This window comes from Bacillus subtilis subsp. subtilis str. 168, from assembly GCF_000009045.1.
GTDB lineage: Bacteria > Bacillota > Bacilli > Bacillales > Bacillaceae > Bacillus > Bacillus subtilis.
Genome location: NC_000964.3, coordinates 4,015,983 through 4,036,303 on the forward strand (window position 1 = coordinate 4,015,983; position 20,321 = coordinate 4,036,303).

Annotated in this window: 18 protein-coding genes, 1 pseudogene and 1 other annotated feature; all 19 genes and pseudogenes read right to left on the minus strand. The window is 42.9% G+C overall.

All coding sequences use genetic code 11. The features are described 5' to 3' along the window. Window positions 1-4 precede the first annotated feature (4 nt). The 19 genes and pseudogenes from deaD to yxxE all read right to left on the minus strand — a co-directional run bounded on the left by deaD (window position 5) and on the right by yxxE (window position 20,316). Window positions 5-1,444 carry an ATP-dependent RNA helicase for 23S ribosomal RNA maturation gene (gene deaD, locus BSU_39110; protein NP_391790.2) on the minus strand — a complete coding sequence of 480 codons (1,440 nt, stop codon included), beginning with the start codon at window positions 1,442-1,444 and terminating at the stop codon, window positions 5-7. A gap of 81 nt (window positions 1,445-1,525) precedes the next feature. Then, the gene (gene yxiM / locus BSU_39120; protein ID NP_391791.2) at window positions 1,526-2,674 is read right to left on the minus strand and encodes an esterase (lipoprotein); all 1,149 of its coding nucleotides are present in this window, start codon (window positions 2,672-2,674) and stop codon (window positions 1,526-1,528) included. A 129-nt stretch (window positions 2,675-2,803) separates the two neighbouring features. Beyond that, window positions 2,804-2,992 (minus strand) — a sequence feature (Evidence 5: Unknown function). Then, window positions 2,804-2,992 (minus strand): annotated as a pseudogene (gene yxzI, locus BSU_39129). Its footprint overlaps the feature before it by 189 nt. 30 nt (window positions 2,993-3,022) lie before the next feature. Further along, a complete protein-coding gene (yxzJ, locus tag BSU_39139; RefSeq protein YP_003097796.1) occupies window positions 3,023-3,154 on the minus strand; it encodes a hypothetical protein in 132 nt (43 codons plus the stop codon). Between the two features lie 11 nt (window positions 3,155-3,165). Further along, window positions 3,166-3,627 (minus strand): hypothetical protein, encoded by a 462-nt coding sequence (gene yxiK, locus BSU_39140; protein NP_391793.1) that lies wholly within the window; start codon window positions 3,625-3,627, stop codon window positions 3,166-3,168. Between the two features lie 15 nt (window positions 3,628-3,642). Beyond that, complete coding sequence (yxiJ, locus tag BSU_39150; RefSeq protein NP_391794.1) at window positions 3,643-3,939, minus strand: hypothetical protein; 297 nt, start codon at window positions 3,937-3,939, stop codon at window positions 3,643-3,645. 27 nt (window positions 3,940-3,966) lie between these two features. Continuing rightward, window positions 3,967-4,455, minus strand: coding sequence for a hypothetical protein (yxiI, locus tag BSU_39160; protein NP_391795.1), 489 nt, complete (start codon window positions 4,453-4,455; stop codon window positions 3,967-3,969). Window positions 4,456-4,472: 17 nt separating this feature from the next. Further along, window positions 4,473-4,925, minus strand: coding sequence for a putative nucleic acid binding protein (yxzG, locus tag BSU_39170; RefSeq protein ID NP_391796.1), 453 nt, complete (start codon window positions 4,923-4,925; stop codon window positions 4,473-4,475). A gap of 69 nt (window positions 4,926-4,994) precedes the next feature. Continuing rightward, on the minus strand, window positions 4,995-5,324 hold the full coding sequence (gene yxiH / locus BSU_39180; protein ID NP_391797.1) for a hypothetical protein: 330 nt from the start codon (window positions 5,322-5,324) through the stop codon (window positions 4,995-4,997). A gap of 122 nt (window positions 5,325-5,446) precedes the next feature. Next, the gene (gene yxiG / locus BSU_39190; protein ID NP_391798.1) at window positions 5,447-5,863 is read right to left on the minus strand and encodes a hypothetical protein; all 417 of its coding nucleotides are present in this window, start codon (window positions 5,861-5,863) and stop codon (window positions 5,447-5,449) included. A 50-nt stretch (window positions 5,864-5,913) separates the two neighbouring features. Next, on the minus strand, window positions 5,914-6,282 hold the full coding sequence (gene yxzC / locus BSU_39200) for a putative nucleic acid binding protein (protein NP_391799.1): 369 nt from the start codon (window positions 6,280-6,282) through the stop codon (window positions 5,914-5,916). Further along, window positions 6,276-6,746 (minus strand): hypothetical protein, encoded by a 471-nt coding sequence (gene yxiF / locus BSU_39210; protein NP_391800.1) that lies wholly within the window; start codon window positions 6,744-6,746, stop codon window positions 6,276-6,278. Before yxiF ends, yxzC begins: the two co-directional genes overlap by 7 nt. Window positions 6,747-7,071: 325 nt before the next feature. Continuing rightward, window positions 7,072-7,500, minus strand: a complete 429-nt coding sequence (wapI, locus tag BSU_39220) for an antitoxin of WapA tRNase (protein NP_391801.1) — start codon at window positions 7,498-7,500, stop codon at window positions 7,072-7,074. A 61-nt stretch (window positions 7,501-7,561) separates the two neighbouring features. After that, window positions 7,562-14,566 carry a cell wall-associated tRNA nuclease precursor; intercellular growth inhibitor gene (gene wapA / locus BSU_39230; RefSeq protein NP_391802.2) on the minus strand — a complete coding sequence of 2,335 codons (7,005 nt, stop codon included), beginning with the start codon at window positions 14,564-14,566 and terminating at the stop codon, window positions 7,562-7,564. 161 nt (window positions 14,567-14,727) lie between these two features. After that, on the minus strand, window positions 14,728-15,663 hold the full coding sequence (gene yxxF / locus BSU_39240; RefSeq protein NP_391803.1) for a putative transporter: 936 nt from the start codon (window positions 15,661-15,663) through the stop codon (window positions 14,728-14,730). Between the two features lie 151 nt (window positions 15,664-15,814). Then, the gene (gene yxiE / locus BSU_39250; protein ID NP_391804.1) at window positions 15,815-16,261 is read right to left on the minus strand and encodes a phosphate starvation protein (universal stress protein A family); all 447 of its coding nucleotides are present in this window, start codon (window positions 16,259-16,261) and stop codon (window positions 15,815-15,817) included. 102 nt (window positions 16,262-16,363) lie between these two features. Continuing rightward, the gene (gene bglH / locus BSU_39260) at window positions 16,364-17,773 is read right to left on the minus strand and encodes an aryl-phospho-beta-d-glucosidase (RefSeq protein NP_391805.2); all 1,410 of its coding nucleotides are present in this window, start codon (window positions 17,771-17,773) and stop codon (window positions 16,364-16,366) included. 22 nt (window positions 17,774-17,795) lie between these two features. Continuing rightward, window positions 17,796-19,625, minus strand: coding sequence for a phosphotransferase system (PTS) beta-glucoside-specific enzyme IIBCA component (gene bglP, locus BSU_39270; protein ID NP_391806.2), 1,830 nt, complete (start codon window positions 19,623-19,625; stop codon window positions 17,796-17,798). Between the two features lie 382 nt (window positions 19,626-20,007). Continuing rightward, window positions 20,008-20,316 (minus strand): hypothetical protein, encoded by a 309-nt coding sequence (gene yxxE / locus BSU_39280; protein ID NP_391807.1) that lies wholly within the window; start codon window positions 20,314-20,316, stop codon window positions 20,008-20,010. Between the last annotated feature and the right edge of the window lie 5 nt (window positions 20,317-20,321).

The window sequence follows — 20,321 nt, forward strand, 5'->3', positions numbered from 1 at the left end:
TTCATCATTTATTCGCTTTATTCACCTTCAGCTGTTTCCCTTTGACGGTTGTGTTCTTCATCACTTTGAGAACATGAGGGCCTTTACCATTTAAAATCTCAACGTATGAGGCGTTATCCATGATCGTGATGATGCCGATGTCGTCAGCTGACACACCGTCAATTTTGGCAATCGTTCCTACAAAATCAACGGCTCTGATTTTCTTTTTCTTTCCGCCGTTAAAATACAGCTTCATAATGTCTTTATTCAGCTCTTCGCTTTTGTCCTTTTTGCTTTCCGGACGGTCATTCAGTTTAGCTAGAAATTCTGGTTTCTTCCTTGCCACTTCCTCTTGAGAAGGTGCTTCTATTTTTTGGATTTCAAATCCGATATATTCTTCAATGTCGGCTAAAAACCGTTTTTCGAAGGCCGTGACAAACGAAATGGCCTTTCCTTTGTTCCCTGCGCGTCCCGTTCGGCCCGTGCGGTGGACATAGCTTTCTTTTTCAAGCGGCAGATCATAGTTGATGACAAGGGAGATATTTTCAATATCAATCCCGCGCGCGGCGACATCCGTCGCCACTAAGTAACGGTACTCGCCACGTTTAAATTCATTCATGACGTCGAATCGGTCTTCCTGAATCATTCCGCCGTGAATTTTATCGCATGGATATCCCAAGTCATCCAATTCATCGGTCAGCTGATTGACGTGCTCCTTCGTTCGGCAGAAAATGATGCAGCTGTCGGGATTCTCCGTCATCAGCACATCTTTCAGCAATGAAAACTTATTCTCTTCTCTTACTTGAATCACCGCATGTTCAATATTTCTTGTGGTTAGGCCGGCCGCTTTGACCTCGATATGCTCGGGGTTTTGCATATATTGACGGCTCAGCTTCTCGATATCCTGCGGAAGCGTCGCTGAAAACAGCATCGTCGTACGCTCAGTCGGCAGATGCTTGATAATCGCCTCCACCTGCTCAATGAAGCCCATATTCAGCATCTCATCCGCTTCATCAATGACCAAATAAGAGAGACGATCCAACGGCAGCGTGCCTTTTTCGATATGATCCAGAACACGTCCCGGCGTGCCGACAACAATGTGGCTTTTTTGCTTAAGCTCAGCTTTTTGTTTATCAAAGGAGGATTTTCCAAATACGGCTGTCGCTTTGATCCGTTTAAATCGTCCGATGTTCGTGATATCTTCCTTTACTTGCACCGCAAGCTCACGGGTCGGTGTTAAAATAAGCGCCTGCGGCTTGTTTTCATCCCAATTCGCCAGCTCACAGAGAGGAATCCCGAACGAAGCCGTTTTCCCGCTTCCTGTCTGTGATTTGACGACAAGATCCTTTCGTTCAAGGGCAGCGGGGATCACACTCTGCTGCACCTTGGTCGGTTCTGTATATCCCAGTCCTTCCAATGCTCGTAAAATGTCATGACTGATTTGATAGTTTTTAAAATGACTCATGTATAAACTCCTGTCTCTTGCAGATGTTCTCATTATACTCTAATTGACCAAGGCATATGTGTTTTGTCGAAAAATGATGTATTAAAAGCCAGCGATTCCCTGGCGTTTTAGCTCCTGAACAGCCAATCGCGCCAGTGCGTCGGCCCCCGCGCGATTCGGGTGCAGCGTATCTCCATCCATATAAAGCCCGAGTGTTCTTTCCGGACCGATCGATGTAAAGTATGCCGAGCTGAGGACATTTAAGTCAATGAGATATGTTTTTTCCTCTTCGGCCAAAGCTAAAATAGAGGCCCTGTACCATCTGTTTACAGACGAATGGATGCCTTCAGAAGTAAAATCGGTTGCCCGGCCCTGAGGCGTTGATAGGATGACGTCCGCTCCTTTCGCTTTTACCTGACGAATCATATCACGCATCACCTCTTTAAACTCCGCTTCAGATTCTTTATGCTTCGGATTTGTGTCATTAATGCCAAGCTGCAACATAAAATAATCTCCGGGTTTAATATACTTCAGAATCGCCTCAAGCTGTCCATCATTTCTGAACCCTCTCGCGATCTGCCCGCCAGACGCCATGTTTCTCACTTGAAAGGTGTGTTTATCGATATAGTGAGGCAGCATCTGCCCCCAGCCCGCCTGCTTGCTGCTGTTGAGCGGATAATAATTGCACACCGTCGAGTCGCCGCCGACATAAATGGTTCGATTCGTTACCGGCTGATCAGACAATTTCTTTATTTTCAAGGCGCTGAGCGTAAAAGCGGTGCCTGCCTTTCCCTCTGTCACCAGCAGATTCAGCTGCCCGTCGGTGACGGGAATTTGGAACGTATCCTCCGCGCCATCCCCTGTCATATTGATGACCTGAAACACGCCCTCCGCTGCCACACTGGCCCTTGCCGTATTGCCAAGCGTCACCTTCACCTCATAAAGGCCATTCGGGAGATCAACATTAAACGTGTTATTGCTTTTCGTCCCATACGCTAAAAACTGAACCGCATCACTCTTCACACCAGCCCCGGATGCCGCCACATCCCTCATATTCTCCGGTGTTTGAAAACCGTAGCCCTTTGACCGGTCATACCGATCAGACGCCCTGACACCAATATAACCAGGCTCCATCGAACCGCTTCCAAAGTCAAACTGATACACCTTCGGCTCCGCCGCCTTCACATTCTCAATCCCGCCAAAACACAGCATCAGCATCATCACAAAAACCGCTGCCATCCATTTTTTCATCAAGACTCCCCCTCTATGAAAACGAATACATTAATGCATACTCGGTGATTGTTTCTTTATGATGACTGAATTAAGAAAAAAATTGCGTTGAGGAATAAAAATGAGGGGAGAGTCTCAAGAAGGGGAAAATCAGTGTGACTTCTTGTCACACTTGATCACATCCCAACCTCCGCAATAGAAGCTTATTTGGTTTTCTTCGTCATACACATAATAACGGAGTCTTTCCCATTGATCGTCAGTCGGTACAATCTCCAATGCAACCGAATCGATGGATTCAAGGTCATCCAGCTTTGATGCACTAATGTTTTCAAACCGCAATTGAATGTCACAGGTTTGAGCAGATCGTTTTCATTCAAACACAGGAATATGAATATAACGATCATCTTCTTTCATATAGAAAGAAAACTCGTTTAATGTAAATGGACCTGTATCCTCATCAGAAAGATGCTGTTTCAATTTCTCGTATTGTGTGATATTCAAATGAATTCCCTCTATTTATATGATTCACCGCCAATCATATAAATGTCCACAGCATCGTATTCAAACCATATGATCCGTTCGCCTGAGTCCGTTAGGCATTGGAGCTTCCCTTCTGAAAAATAGCTTTTATCCGGTTGAGGATCAGTGATCAGAAAAACATCATCATTGATGGAAGCTAGCAGAAAGAGAAAATCTGCAATATCCCGGTCTGCTTCCTGTAATATGGATTGGAAATGGAATTCCCTTTTGGCCAGCTTCGTCACCTTGTAAGCATGACCTTCAAAATACTCGGACAGGTCTTCTATAAATGAACCAGTCGTTATTACCTGTATCATGATTCGATCGTAGGCAAGCCCTGCCCAAAAACGATAAAACGACTCTGCATCTTCAAGTTCGCATGCCATAACGGTTTGGTCAGGCTTAAGCTCGATCATGTCCAAATTGCCAATACTGCTTATAGAGGTTATTTCCATAAAATCTTCCCCTTATCAGTTGGATAGCGCAACGCAAATCTCTTGTCTGACTTGTTCATACAAGAGAATGTGATGATACAGATCCTTATCGTTTTTGATCATATCCGGAAGTATGTCAGGATACAGCTCAAAAAAGCTTTTCTCCAACGAACGCCGCTGATGCCGGGGTATCCTTTTATTCGCCAGCACATAATCCAAACTGCCAGCAACAAGCATAAAAAACTCATAGATTTCCGCTTCAAAGCCGTACAATTCATCAGGGTACTGCTTTTCTTCAAGCTCTCGCTGTCTTTTTCTCAGTTTTTGAAGCACGTTGATCCTCTCCCTTCCGCAATAATCTCATTTATTTCGAAACAGAATAGGCGGATCATTATCTATCGCCTCCAACAGCTCTTCACCAAACACAGTGATTGCACATTTCCACGGGTCTCCCAAAAGTCCCCAGGAGAAGTCCTGATGAAAAAAGAAATAATAGTCTCCATTTGGAAATACGGGAACAGGCCATTCGCCAAATTCATCCTTAGGCATTGCCTGATGAGGACTAAAGGTATATCCGTCATGCTGCCAATCTAGTGCGTACATTACATCGTTCTTTCCAGTACCTAATTGAAATGCTTTTAAAATAGAAGTCTCTAAATCACTTAGCACTCCGCTCACATCATTATGACCAGCTTTACTGCTCATCGCGCTTGAGATATCAAACACTCGATATGGATCAGGCGGGATGATGTGATGACATCTGCTTCCGGGCTTCCATTTTATGATCTTGTTCACTTCTGACCAGATGCGGTCTTGTTTTGTCTGACTTAAAGCGCGCCAATTCATCATAATCTCATCCCTACACCTTATTGGATATCCTGCTTATAAACACCAGAAGAGGCCACTGCGTAAACAGCGTAACTTGTCAGTTTCAGCTGTTGAACATCTAGGCCTTCACCGTTCGAATCACAGCATGTTATCTCTTCCATCTCTTGACTCACATCGGCAGAAATCAAATAAAGAGACGACTTAAGGTCTGCACTGTAACAATTGAACGTCCCAACCAAAAAACCTTCTTCGGATATCGCGAGCTGATCAAATGCTTCTGAGTCCGGCTCTTTATCCGACAGAATCCACACCCGTCTCACGACCGTTTCATCAAATGCGGCAATGACTGCATCTCCGTAATACAGCATATAAATCAAGCCGTTTTTTTCTGCAAGTCCATAACAATCATCTACAGCAGGCGCATCCATTTCTTCAAGCTTTCTATCAATGTGTATTTCCTTCTGCTGACCATCTAACGTAAAACACCACACACTATGGCCGTTGGGATTCTCATCATGATAAATCCCTTCATCACATAAACCGACCCAAAGCTGTTGTTTCTAATCCAAAAGACAGCAGGAAACCCCTGAAGGCAAGTGAAAAACACTTTTCACCCTTCCCTCTTCTGAAAAAACCTTTACCTTCGGCTCGTACGATTCGTAATAAACGAAGACATAGCCATCTGCACATTGTTGAAAGAGCAGAATATCACTGTATGAAATCTGCTCTTTCACTCTAAAATCCCGAACATCACCGGAAGGATCATAGATTGTAATGGTGATACCACCTTTCAACCCTTTTCCAATGTAGACACGCCCCTGTGGATCAGCATGGAAAAAACAATCTTGGGTGTTCTCGTTGATGATTTTATTCAATTTTAATTTTTTCATTGGTTATGCTCCTAGGTTCGAAATGAAATGATAAGAATAAACCATTTATTAGCTATTAGTAACGGACAACCTAGTTTCATTAATCGTTTTGGGATAAATCTACTTTCCAATTCAGCCTTAAATCATTTAGTGTTTAATTGGTATGCATAAAACGATTGATCATCAAAGCGAACTGTTTCAGCTTCTATAGCAATCAGCATTCTGTTCATGTCAATAAGAAAGTTAGCATTTGATTGATACTCCGGAATTATAGAATTTGATAGATTCCCGATTCCTTCTGGATGATAACTCATCTCAAATACTTGCCAATTGTATTCTTCCGGATCTATTTTTTCCAATCTCATGTCGCCAACATCTGCACTATAATAAGCGGATGCCACATTTTGAAATGAAATTTTATGCGTATATTCACCTTCATCTTCAAAAACCTTAATATCAAGTGAGAGTTCTTTTTTAAACACATTAAAATCTAAATGAAGGACACTGCACCCCTTATCTATATAATCAACCCATTCATTAATCGTTTGATACATTGTCATCCCCTGCCTCTTTTTAAACAATAACGCCTTGCCACCAAGCAGAAAACAAATTACTCCGTATATTGTTTGATCCAATCATTTAAATCATCTGTTGAATGCAAATAAGTTTCTGATGAATCTTTCAAATCAATCCCACTTAGAAGGATTAACATATCCCAGACTCTATCGTCTTCTACTTCGGGGTCATCCGCATAAACATAAGTTCCAGCCCAATCCGACACTTCTTCTCTTGTTGTTTGTCCATTTAAGACACTTTTGATTTTATTTATGCATTCTATTAGATTTGTCTCGCTCAATTTGATCACCACGTATTCAAGTACTAAATGATTTTTTATTAGTATGCAAAGCACCGTACTGATATTTAGATATTGAAGCTTTTTCCGTAAAAGATATGTTCCAAAAGGTTTCCAATCTACCAATAAACAAGCTCACATCCGTATTCCGTGTGCAATATACATAAACCAAACTGGCACTTAGGCTCAACCAAAATAAAACTATGATTGAGAATCCCTTCATCGAACTCAATACACTCCAATAAGCAGTCAAGGTGCTCGAGACATTTTCCAAAAGAACAAACTAACGCACCAATTTCGCTGCTGTATTGATGAAACAGCAGAACGTCCCGGTCATCGTAAGCAACATATGACTGAGATATTTTCCAGATCAGCTGTTTCGCTTCCGTTTTTTCGAGGGCATCAACCTCACGGGTGTTGGCTGGTATTGAATTTGATAAAACCAGCTCAAGCAATTGCCTGCTTTGCGCCAGATCAGCAAAACGATAAGTGAAGCCTCTTTCTGCACAAGGGACTAGTTTTTCTTTGATTTCGCTCATCAATAAACGTCTTTTATTCTCGGCGAGTTTTTCGATCAATCTTTTTTGCATGAGCCGCATTCCCTCCGCTGTCAATTTCTCAACTTCTTTTAAATTGATTCATCATTCTCTTGTTTTCGTTGTCGTTCATGTTTAGATTTGTTCTAAAAAAGCTTGTATCGCTTATCGATACAAGCTTTATCTTCAACTGCTTAAAACTCACCCAGTGGGCTTTTCACAAAACGCTGGGAACCTTTTTGGCAAATCCTCTTCATCCCAATCAATTCTATATTTTTAGATTCTTTTGTCATACAAATAAGAGAGGATGGTAACATCTCTTATTTAATGTTCCATCAATAAATGCCCCATTTTTATCCAATGCAGAAATTATTTATAATTAAGGAAGTTTAGAAGGATTTTTTGTATTTTCAAGATTTAATTTTAAAGCGGTCACAAAAGACTCTAGCTTTTCTTCATTACAATTAATTTCGAACAAGTTGGAGTTCGACTTACTTTCTTTATAATCATCAAATATAATTTTAATCTTAATTCTGTAATTTCCGTTTTCTTGATCAATACTAAGAAATAAGAATGGTTCAATAGTCTCTAAACTGATACTGTCTTGATTTCCTTTTATCATAGTTTCGATCCCAGATATCAACACCTTATATTCACTTTCTAATAAAACAGCAGAAAAATCGCGAACGACGGCTTTCTTATTTTCCAACAATTCAAATACAGATAAAATAAATGGATCATCGTCCAACTCTTGATACCTTCTCGGTGTTAATTCAAGTTCTATACAATCATCTTTTATTTTGGCCATATTTCCTCCTCATTTAAAGTTTAAGTGAGGGTAGTTGTCATCCCCCCCTCGCTTAACCTTATTAACGCCTTCTCTTAGATTTATTTCCTTTTCCGTGTGTATGGAATACGTGTTTAGAACCCTTAGCTCTTGAACTTCCATAAGCTGTGATTACTTTACCCCTTTTATTTAAAACAACTGTAGCTTTTTTTCCAACATATTTCGTTGCCCCATTAGGTTGTTTTATTACTTTTTTAGGGCTTCGCACAGCATTCAGTTTGGCCCTTAAATTGACTCCACGGCCTCCATTTCTTCCTATAGATTGATTAAGTCCATGTCTTGTATGACCTGTGATTTTAACTGCCTTCTTCGTAAACTTATAGGCGCGACTAGCACCCTTAAATATCTTCCCAGGACCAAAATTAGAAGCAGCTGCCCAAGCAGCACCTTTCCATCCTTTACCTGATTTATATGCCTTATATCCATCATAGGCTGCAAATCCGGCATTTACCACAAGCCATACCCAATGCCCGTCCGGATCAACATTCATCACTGGGTTATTATTTCCATAAGCATACCCATTCTGATCCAATGAATCTCCGTCGCTGCCCGGGTCTGGGTCGAGCGATAGGAACACGCCGTTTCTTGGCTCGTAGTAGCGGGCCATGAGATAGTACAGGCCGGTTTCTTCGTCGTATTGGTAGCCTGCGTAGCGGTAGCGATTGTCTTTTACTTCGTCGCTTGCTTCGGTTTTTGTTGGATTTCCCCATGCGTCGTATTGATACTTGGCAACGGTTTTTCCAGTGCTGTCTGAGATCGCGATGATGTCGCCGTGAGCGTTGTAGTGATAGAAATATTTCTTACCATTTTCTGTGTAGGATAACAGCTGGCCGCTGTCTCCGTACGTGTATGATTTTGTGACGTTGTTGTCCGCGTCTGTTTCATACAAGACGTTCAAGCTGTCTCCGTCGTAGAAGTAGTTCGTGACTTTTCCGTTGACGGTTTTTTGGATTCTGTTTCCTTTTTCGTCATACTTATATGTTGCGAATGGCTTGTCTTCGCCTTTTTTGGTAACGGCGGTCAGGTTATCTTCTGCATCCCACGTATATGTGAATTTGCCGTCGGATGTGCGGTTGCCGTTTTTATCGTAAGAGATGCTTTCATCATTGACTTTTGTCAGCTGGTTCATGATGTTGAAGGAAGCGTTCACCGTTTTGCTTGAGCCGTCTTTTATAGTTGTAACGGTTTTCCGGTTTCCGAATCCATCATATGTGTATTCAATAACAGTACCGTCTTCATGGGTTTCTTTGACAAGCTGATTCAGCTTCCCATACTCATATTGCACCTTGCCGCTTGCTGAGCTGTTTATCGTTGTGCGGTTGCCGTTGGCATCATATTCATAGCTTTCCGTCAGAATGTCTCCGCCGTTTTTGTCACCGATATGCAGCGAGCTTACAAGGTTTCTTTCGTCATATGAAAAACTTGTTCCGCCGCCGTTGCCCGTAATAAAGGTTTGGACGTTTCCATTTTCATCATAATCAAATGAATATGAGGATGTACTGTCTTTCATCTCAATCATTTGATCCAGCTTGTTATACGTAAATTGATTCGTTCCTTTTTGGTCCCCATGAATCCACGAGAAGGTTTTCAGCTTATCGGAGTCACTAGGATATGTCCAAGTTTGGCTGCCGCCGCGGTCTGTCAGTTCGGTTAAACGGTTTTTGTTGTCAAATGTCCGTTTCTTTGTGGTGTTCTGCTCTTTATTGACGACCGACGTTTCATTTCCATTTTTGTCATACGTGAAAATGTACTTTTCTGTACCGTTATACGACTTTGATTTCACCCGGTCTGTTCCATCATAAGAAAGAGACACTTCGTTGCCATTTGGTGAAATGGTTTTGGTCAGGTTGCTGTTGGCATCATATTCGCTTGCTAACACATTGCCGAGAGGGTCAGTTGTTTTGACAAGCTTGCCCATGACATCATATTCGAATTTATAGGTTTGATCTGCTCCTGCCCGGATGGTTTTGCTTACCTCATTGCCTTCCTTATCATAGCTGTGAAGGATAGACGTGCCGTTAGAGAGCGTCATGTTTGTCAATTGGTCTGCCTGATCATACGTATAGGTTGTTTTTTCACCTTTTGCATCTGTTTCAGACGTTTTCTTACCAGTTTCATCGTAATCAGTTGAAGTGGCGTAACCTAGTTCGTCCTCTTCCTTGGTCACATAGTTGCCATTACTGTCATACGTGCTTTTAGTCAGAAGGCTTCCTTCAATCAAACGGATATCATCAAACCAGACTGTGCCTGTCGCACTCTTTTGGAACAGAATACTGATATCGACTTTATTGATCGGCTTTGTTTTAGGGATGACGACAGCTGCTCGGTTCCATTCCTGTGTTCCAGAAGGGAATTTCGCATTGTAGATGCCTGTGCTGCCGTCAGCGTAAGTGACATTCGCCTGCAGAGAATAGTCTTTTTCATCTGTAAATTTGACGCTGCTTGCTTTCGACATTCCTGTCAGTGTGAGATAAACCGGTTTGTCATTTGCGCTTTGCCCTAAGACAACGGTTTGTTTTGTTACTGATCCGGCTTGGGACGCACTGGTCCGGGCAGCTTTTAATGATACATCATCATTAAAGCCTTCTTCAGAATCAACGGATGCTCCGCTTACATTCCAGTTTTCCGTTGCTGATGTGAAGCTGCTGTTTTGAACTGGGTTATAGCTTGATGATACTTCGCCTTTTTCCAGCTGGACTTCATCAAACCATGCTTTTCCTTTGCCATCTTTATCTTTATGATCGACTTCCATATACACAACAGCTTTGCCTGCATTCGCTGGAGTCGTAAAAGTGATTTGCCGTTTTGTCCAGTCATTTTTTCCGGCTAATGCACTGTATTCATTGTGAATCCATTGAATTCGTTTTTGATCTTTGTCTCGCAAATCAATGTTAAAATAGGCTCTTGATTTCGCAAGATCTGTTTTGATTTTCCCGCTTAATGTATAGGTTGTATTCGGCTCCAGCTCAACTGTTTGTGTTGCTGACGAATACCCATGATCTGTTCCGGCAGACGTTGATTGGCTCAAGACCTCCAATGCCTTTGATCCGGAAAGAACTCCGCTTTTATCGGCGATGACTGAAATTTTGCCGCTGTCTTTAGAGGCAGTCAGATTCCAGCCGGATTTTTGAGCTTCAAAGCTTCCATCTTTCAAAATATTAGTTGAAGCTGATAAATCTTTGCTCGATTGAATCTGGTTTCCATATTTATCATAAACAGCTGCTGACGATGATTTTCCGCTCTGATCGGTTTCGGATACAGCATCCAGTCCGTCATAAGCAATATCCGTGACATTGCCCTCGGTATCCTTCATCTTTGTGACATCGTTGTTTTTGTTGTATTCGTATGTCTCAGTTCCATATGCATCTTTAACCGACGTAACGTTGCCATCTTTGTCATATTGATAGCTTTCCGTTGCTTTTCCGGTGCCGACGTCATTTGGATCTACATCTTCTACAACATTGTTGCCTTCATACTTTGTATTCGTTGTAATTTTTAACCCTTCCGCATCATCAATGACCTGAATCGGATTTCCCGCTTCATTATAGCCATACTGTACTTTCCGGCCATTTGGCTGTGTCATGAGAAGCGTCTTTTTATCAGCATCATAGCTGTAGACATATGTTTCTTTTTTAGCGTTGATCGCTTTTTCGAGACGGTGACCGCTATACTGATATTCGGTAAAGACAGGCTTTGCTTCGGTACTGTTAGCTGAATATTGTTTGACAAGGCGCCCTTCACTATCGTAGTCATAGCTTGTGACAGTCCCGTCTGTATCTGTAACCTTCTTCAGCAAATCATTCTCATATGAGTAGGTGACTTTCTTATTCTTAGGTCCTGTGATGGACGTCACATGGCCGTTTTCATCATAGGTAAATGTAAGCTTGCGGCCTGATGCATCTGTAATGGCGGTCAGTTGATTTTTGTCATTGTAAGTATAGACAGTTGCATTGTTATGGCCATCCACTACCTTTTGGAGTTTGCCGCCTTTTTTATTGAAATAAGCGTTGGTTTGATCCTTTGTTTTTAATATGAACTGATCAGCTGTTTCTGTTAATTCAAGATATACACCGGTCGGCGGCTGATACGTGCCATCGGCTTTTTTCGTGAATCGATGTGTCGTAGCGTCTTCATCGATATACATTGCCCCGCCATCCGTTGAGATGACAGATGTTTCTGCATCAGCATACCAGCCTTGTCCAAATAAGTGATCAGAGCTGTCAAGACTGTTGTAGGTTCTCGATAAGCCAAGTCCCGGACCGCGTCCATCAATTGACAAATCTTCTTCATTCACAATGACATTGCCTGTCGCACCATTTAACTGGCCGCTTGGGATATCAATGATAGACCAGTACTCTTCTGTACCTAGGAATTCTGCGCCTTCATGGAACGTTGGGTTAAAGGGCGCCGTTGGAATCGTTTCACCATTCGCATCATAGGCGACAAGCGTGAAAGAATAATTCTTCTTCCCTTTGTAATTCCCATTTGCATTGTTATAGACAGGTGATGGATCGAGGGCTAATTCCCCGCCTTTTCCATCTGTATGAAGCTTATAGCTTCCGGCTTTGATTTCCTCAGAAGTCGGCCAGATGTTTTTATTTTGGGTTGTCCAATGATCAGCATCACCAACATCAAAGGACTGATATTCTTTACCGTTGTAAATGTTAACTTTATAGCCCTTCGCATTTTGAACCTTTTCCCATATCAAATTCACATAACCCGTTTGACTCGATTTTGTATTTGTATACAAATAGCCAGTTACATTCTTTGGCCTAGCGATATCAGGAAGTGCCGGGGTAGCAGCCGGGGATGCAATGGCTTCGCCGTCTTTGTTGTATGCGATAATTTTAAACGAGTAATTTCTTTTGGCTCCATCTCCCCCGGCGTTTTTATAGGTTGGTCCGGGATTGATCGGCAGCTCTGCTCCGCTTCCGTCCTTTAGGTGAAGAGCATATTTTCCCGCCTTGATTTCTGCACTTGTCGGCCAGATCTTTTTCCCTTTTGTGGTCCAAGACGTCTGATTTCCGAGATCAAGTGTCTCAAAGCCTTTCCCATTGAACACCTGAACCTTATAGCCGGTTGCACCGGATACAGCTTTCCAAGAAAGGTCGAAGTATCCTGTGGCATTCCCATTATTGTAGCCCTTTGCTGACGGTGCTTGTGCTTTTCCTACATTAGGGATAACGGGCTTTGCCGGTGCGGACATCGCTCCTTCACCTTGGTCAAATATCGCACTGACGCCAATCCAATAGTTTTTGCTTGTAGCATAGCTTCCGCCGGAATTCTTATAGACCGGGGATGGATCTAATGCCAATTCAGCTCCATCCTTGCCGTCCAGATGCAGTTTATATCTCTTGGAGGCAATTTCTGCGCTCGTAGGCCAGATTTTTTTACCTTTTGTGCTCCACGACGTGACGTTGCCTGCAGAAATCGCTTGATATTCCTTACCATTGTAAATCCATACCTTATATCCTTTTGCGCCTTCAACCTTTTTCCAGCTGATATCGAAATAACCAGTGGAATCGCCGTTGTGATAGGCTTTGATTGTAGGTGTGTTTCCCTTTGGAATGGTATACGTCACTTCAATATATGGTTTATTGGCGGAGTTCGCTGAAGAAATTAGTTTTTTCCAATATTCCTTGCCGTTTCCGTTTGTATGAAGCTTAAATCCATAGTTGGCCCCGCCGGAGTTCCATGACTTTACAGCAGCGGTCACATCATAACTCGCCCACTGTCCTTTATGGACGTCGGCTTTTCCGATATTTTTAGATGCCGGTTTGGTGTTCCATGTCACTTTTGCATTATCATAATTGCTGTTGACCGTATCCAGCCAAAGGCCGGTTGCCTTTGTTCCATAATAGGAATGGGCTACGTATGTTTTTAATGTAGCTTTAGTGACAGTCATATTTTGAATTGGCTTTAGGTTGTTAAATTTCATGAACGCATAGTTTGTGCCTGTTGTTTTGTCATAATAGCCCGTTTTCAGTACATAGGCCTTTAAATTAGCATCCCATTTTTGTGAGGAGGCCGAATAGTTCGTCGTCGGGTAGGCACTCATGACAAACGTATCCGATGAAACAGATAAAGAAGTTGACGGGTCGATAGATACTGGATATACGCGTTCTGGGTCTTTCAGCCAGTTCTCGTCTGCCGTAAGATGAAGCAAATACCCTTCTTCATTCTTTTCCAGCTTATAGCTGACTTTGTCTGACCGTTCAACCTCGCCGGAAAGCTCATCTAGTTTTGAATCCGTCATAAAAGGCTTAGGCACAGAAAAAACAACTTTTCCTTTTTCATCAGAAAAATCAATGGATCCATCCTCTTGTTCTTTAGCCTGCAAATCGGTTTTTAACTGAAATGTAAATGTGTTGTATCCATTATACTGATGAAGGACTAAATCTTCTTTTATGTTTTCATTGAATGTGAAAGTCTGAAGATCAATATTCGGAAACACATCCGGATACACAATCTCATTACTGTCAGTCTTATAATCTGCTGAGGTATCTTTCGGAGTAAGTGAAGTTTTATTCGGGCCTTTCGCTTCTGCTAGTGAATATGTAACCTTATGGTCATTATGCTCAAAAGTCGCATAAAGCCCGTTCTTCATTTGCTTTTGAAAATCTGAATTCAAAATAGCGTTCTCTGTCTCGACTTGTTTGCTTGTCGACTCTTTTAACTCAGGAGAAATGTCTTCCCAGTCGGCATCCGGTGTTTCCTTTGTATGAATAGGATCAAGGTATACTTCCTGTTTATAGACACCGTCACCTTCATAATAGAGTTTTGTATTTTCTGTTCTTTCAGAGGTGATCTCACCCTCTTTGTTTATATCTTTTGGATCAAAAGGTACAGCTTCCTCAGTTTGTTCTTTCTGAAGAGTTTCTTCTGGATCATCGGCAGCAATACGGTTTCCATTCTCTTCTTCTGTAGATTTTGCTAGTACATCGGCTGGCACTAATGAAATCATTAAAGCCAACACTAAAAATGCTGCAATGAACCTTTTAAAGTTTCGCCTCTTTCTTTTTTTCATTTCCTCTCTCCTTTTGTAATAAAAGTAATATTTACTCAATAATCTTAACTAGACTGAAATATCATTACAATATTTTTCTAGAAAATTTATCTTATTTTAAGGATTAGCGAGAGTCAATTGACCTAAAACAAAAAAAGGCCGCATAGGCCTTTTTACATTTTTTATTGTATTTGTTCAATATCCGTACCCTCAGCTGTCACATTCGCCTTCCCCTGCCTCCTGACAAGCGTCAAGGCCATGCCCGCAAAGATCATTACGATGCCAAGCGTTTGATAGAGGTCAGGGCGGAAGCCTGTGAAGACGGTATCGAGCACGATCGCGACAGCGGGGTCGAGAAATACAATGATTGAAATAAATTTCGTTGATAAAAATCGTAAACTGTCAAAAAACAGCAAATATACAATACCCGTATGGATGATGCCGGTAGATACCACCATAATCCAGTTTCCCTGAGATAGGTCCGCAAAAGCGCCAAAGTGAATAAACGGAATCAGGATGATAACCCCTAAACCTGTCTGCAAGAAGGTGGTCGTGTAAGGACTGAGATTGTGAATGCCTTTTCCCAATAAAGTGGTGAACGCATAAAACAGTGCGGCGAGAACTGCCCATATGATCCCTGATCCCATCAGCTGTGTCAATGATGTGCTGCCGTTAATCCCGGAAATCAGCGCAGTCCCAAGAAAGCAGATGATAATGGAGCTGACGGAGATCACATTTAATTTCTCTCTGTAGAAGAAGCTCCCCAGAAGAAGAACAAGCACCGGCGCTAGATGATAAACAGAGATGGCAATTGTAACGGACGTTTCTTCAAAAGACTTAAATAAGAACACCCAGTTGAATACAAGAAAGAAACCGCACGCCAATGTTTGCAGCACGTCTCTCTTGCTCCATTTTTCAGTTTTATACTGGCCGGACGCCAGCCAGCAAAAGCCTAAAAACAGCGTCGCGCAAAGGCAGCGGACAAAGACCAATTCAAATGACGGCAGATTGGTATGCTCTGAGAAAAAGCCGATGGAGCCGAAAATCACCATAGAGATGACCATTTTGATTACGGCTGTTGATTTTTGTTTTGACGATATGGAAGGATCCTGTTGCATCAAACGTATTCTACCTCCAATACTGCATAGCATAAACTGTTTTTTGTGAATTCAGAAATCTACACATAGAATTCCTCTTTTTTACATGTAGATATTATAACACTTCTATTCTAAATAAAAAAAAGCGCCCAAGGGCGCTTTTTTTACAAATCTATCGAACAATCAAAACCGGGCATGTTGATAATTGAGACACTTTATGGCTGACGCTTCCAAGCATCATTTCTTTCAGGCCGCTGATCCCCCGGCTGCCAACTACAATCAGGCTGACGCCTTTCTCTTTTGCGTGATTTAGTATCTCATGCGCCGGCTCGCCATTCGCGTAAATGGTTTCAGCTTGAACGCCTTTTTCGGCTGCTTTTTCTTTTGCATTCTCAAGGATTTTCAGGCCCTCTTTTTTAACCTCGTTCCTGATTTCATCAATAAAGTGTTCAGGCACATAGACAATTCCCGTCAGAGAAGAAGTCGTGACGACGGCTTCTCTCCCCACATGAAGAATGCTTAGTTCCGCTTGTTGCTCTTTTGCCAAATGCACTGCGGCATCAAGCGCTTTTGCACTCATGTCTGATCCGTCAATCGCTACTAACATTTTGTTAAACATGCTCTTCCCGCCTTTCGGACTGTGGGTGGTTCATCTTTCTCTTTTATTGTCCGCCTGCATTTCGTTATTGTCAATTGAAGCGCATGAGTTTTCAAAAAATTGTCAGAGACTCTCTCCGTTTGTGGCGATAACCTGCTGATACCAGTTGAAGCTTTTTTTCTTGATGCGGTTAAATGTTCCATTTCCTTCATTGTCCCGGTCTACATAAATGAAGCCGTAGCGCTTTTTCATTTCCGCAGTAGATGCGCTGACAAGGTCAATTGGCCCCCATGATGTGTATCCGATTAATTCAACGCCGTCCGCAATGGCTTCGCGCGCTTCAATTAAATGATCACGCAGATAGTTGATTCTGTAATCGTCCTGAATCGTGCCGTCCTCTTCAACCTTGTCTACAGCGCCAAGGCCGTTTTCAACGATGAACAGCGGCTTCTGGTAACGGTCGTATAAGGTGTTGAGCGTGATGCGCAAGCCTTTCGGATCAATCTGCCAGCCCCATTCTGATGATTTGAGGTAAGGGTTTTTGACTCCGCCCAGCAGGTTGCCCCCTGATTTTGCAAGCTCTTCCGGATCTGTGCTCGCCGCCATCGACATGTAGTAGCTAAATCCAATATAATCCACCGTATGTTCTTTCAAGAGCTCTTCATCGCCTTCAGCCATTTCAATTTCAATATTGTTTTCTGCCAGATAGCGTTTCATATATCCCGGGTATGCGCCTCTTGCCTGAACATCTGAGAAGAAAAGTGTTTTGCGCTCATTCTCCATTGCCGCGAAGACATCCTCCGGCTTAGAAGTCATCGGATAGGTTGTCGTTGCCGCTATCATACAGCCGATTTTCGAATCAGGAATGATGTCGTGACCCGCTTTGACAGCAAGAGCACTGGCCACAAATTGGTGGTGTGCCGCCTGGTACATCGCGTTTAATTTGTTTTCTCCTTCTTCAAAAACAAGACCGCCTCCGGTAAATGGCGCATGGAGCACTACGTTAATTTCATTAAACGTCATCCAATACTTCACTTTGTGTTGATAGCGTTTGAAAACCGTTTTGGCATAGCGTTCATAAAACTCTATGACTTTGCGATTCTTCCAGCCGCCATAATTTTTCACTAAACCGAGCGGCATCTCATAATGAGAGATGGTTACGACAGGCTCAATATGATGCTTTAACAGCTCATCAAACAGATCATCATAAAATCTGAGGCCTTCTTCATTGGGCTCCTCTTCATCGCCATTCGGAAAAATTCTCGTCCACGCAATCGATGTGCGGAACGCCTTAAATCCCATTTCTGCAAATAAGGCGATATCCTCTTTATAACGATGATAAAAGTCAATCCCGTTGTGATACAGATTCAAGGAAGTCATTGATTCATCAAATGGAGACATGATCCCGTTCGGCGATACGTCAGCTGTCGAAAGCCCCTTACCACCCTCGTTATAAGCACCCTCCACTTGGTTGGCAGCAACTGCGCCGCCCCATAAAAATCCTTCTGGAAATCGTTTTTCATTTGAACTCATATTGATCACCCCATTAGTTTTTTCAAGATAAAGCAAGCAGCGCTTCTTTTGGCTGCACTTTACCGATCTCTTTCACCGGCGAAAACGAATATTGGTCTGTGTTGGTCACAATCACCGGGGTAATGACGTCATATCCCGCGGCTTTGATTTGCTCCAGATCAAAGGACACGAGCGGATCTCCCGGTGCGACCTTGTCGCCTTCTTTGATGTGAGCCGTGAACCATTGTCCCTCCAGCTTTACCGTGTCCAATCCAATGTGTATGAGTATTTCAGCTCCCTGATCACTCGTAATGCCAATTGCGTGTTTTGTTTTAAAAATGGTGGTAACGCTTCCACGAACAGGCGAAACAACTTCTCCTTCTTCAGGCTCAATGGCAAATCCTTTTCCCATGACCCCAGCAGAAAACACTCCGTCTTTGACTTCACTTAAGGCTTTCACTTCTCCCTTAATCGGGCTGTGAATGATCTCTCTGCTGCCTTCATGCACTGCCGGCTGCTGGCTGCCGTCAGAAGGCACATCCTCGAATCCAAGCAAATACGCAGCTGCTGTTCCCGCCGCAAACGCAATCACAAGGCCGATCATCGCGTAAATAAACGTTGGGCCGATAAAGACAGGGATGCTCGGCAGACCTGCATTCCCCCCGACGATATAGGAAGCAACACCCGTCATGCCGTAAAACGCGCCACCGGCTGCACCGCCAATCAAAGCGGCCGCAAACGGCTTTTTCAATCGCATATTCACGCCGTACATCGCAGGTTCTGTGATCCCCATCAGCGCCGTGATGCTTGTGGTAAGCGCGAGTGATTTAAATTTTTTGTTTCTAGAGCGAAGGAAGACGGCAAATGATGCTCCCGCCTGCCCCATATTCGCCAAAAACATAGCCGGCAGTAAATAATCGTGGCCGTTTTGAGCGATGTTGTTGATCATGATCGGCACAAAGGCATAGTGCATGCCCGTCATAATGATTAAAGAGAATGTACCCGCCAGCAAAATCATTGCCACAAGCCCTGCATGATCAAACAAATAATTGACCCCAGAAGACAAGTATTCTCCTAAAATAGCGCCAAGCGGACCGACTGTAATCAATGTCAGCGGCACGACAATCAATAGCGTGAATGTCGGAACCACAATCAATTTGAGAGATGCGTGTGTAAAACGGTCAATCCATTTTTCCACGTATGAAGCAATCCAAATCGACAGCAAAATCGGGATGACCGTTGACGAATAAGTGGCAGCGGTTACAGGAAGCCCGATAAAGGAAATCGGTTTCCCCGCACCGAGCAGGGCTGTCAAATCCGGATGCAGGATCGCCGCCGCAATGGCAGCCGCTACGTACGGATTGCTTCCGAATTTTCTCGCCGCACTCATCGCTAGCAGGAGCGGCAGGAAGTAGAACGCACCGTCACCGACAGCCGTCAAAATGACATGAACCTGGCTCTTCTCCGCCATCCAGCCAAACGTGACTGCCAGCGCCACAAGTCCTTTGATCATCCCCGCTCCCGCAATCGCAGGCAGAATAGGGGTAAACACCCCAGAAATCACATCAAAGACCGCACTCAGCACATTCTTTTTCTGAGAGGATGAACCAGCGCTCTTTTCATCACTGAGATTGCTGTGCCGCACAATCGCCTGATACACCTTCGGCACATCGTTTCCGATAATGATTTGAAACTGCTCGCCGCTGATATTGGTGCCCATCACTCCAGGCAGCTGCTCCAGCTGACTGCGATCCGCCTTCGCGTTGTCATGAAGATTAAAACGCAGCCTCGTCATGCAGTGGATCACGCGCTGAACGTTTTCTTCACCGCCTACGAGTTGTAATATGTCCTTCGATAATTTATCATAATCCATGTGTATACCTCCTTTTTATGGGGGGACTGCTGGATGAAAGGTGGCCGCCTTTCACCAGCTTTTTTTGTATCAAATGCTGCATCACCTCCTAAAAGAGAATAAAAAAACCTAAATGACACAGATTGCGAGAGTCTCCTCCTGCACCTGCACCATTTAGGTTTTGCCTGCTTTCGCAGTAACAATCCTGACGGGTCGTTTTATTTGTTTGTAGGTATACTTTAGCACTAGATTCGTGAGATGTCAACGCTTTCATTTTTGGTGTTGACTATCGTTTCTAGAACAAAAGTAATCATAAAGATTTGAACTTAGTATTAACTTCAATAAAAAATTATTGTAATTAAAAACCTTGAAAGGCATTTTTTCCAATCAAGGTTATGAATCGTTACCGTTTAAATTTTTTTAAAGACTTCTTTATCTGTACTATTACATTCTTTAGCCAATCTATTGGTTCTAAATTAAACGCAGGAAGATACACGCCATCTGCGCAAGATTGAATGTAATCGTTTTTCTTATTGTCTGAATGCTCACTTTCAATAAAATCCGTTAAAAAGACAATAGCATCCTCCAAATATTCCTTACTTTCCTCTATTAATAACTCTTGTATAGCGTCATCAGGAGTTTCAATATCTTGATGGAATGTTCCAGCTAAAAACTGAAAAACAGGGTCCTTCTGTTTATTGATCAATAACATGTCAT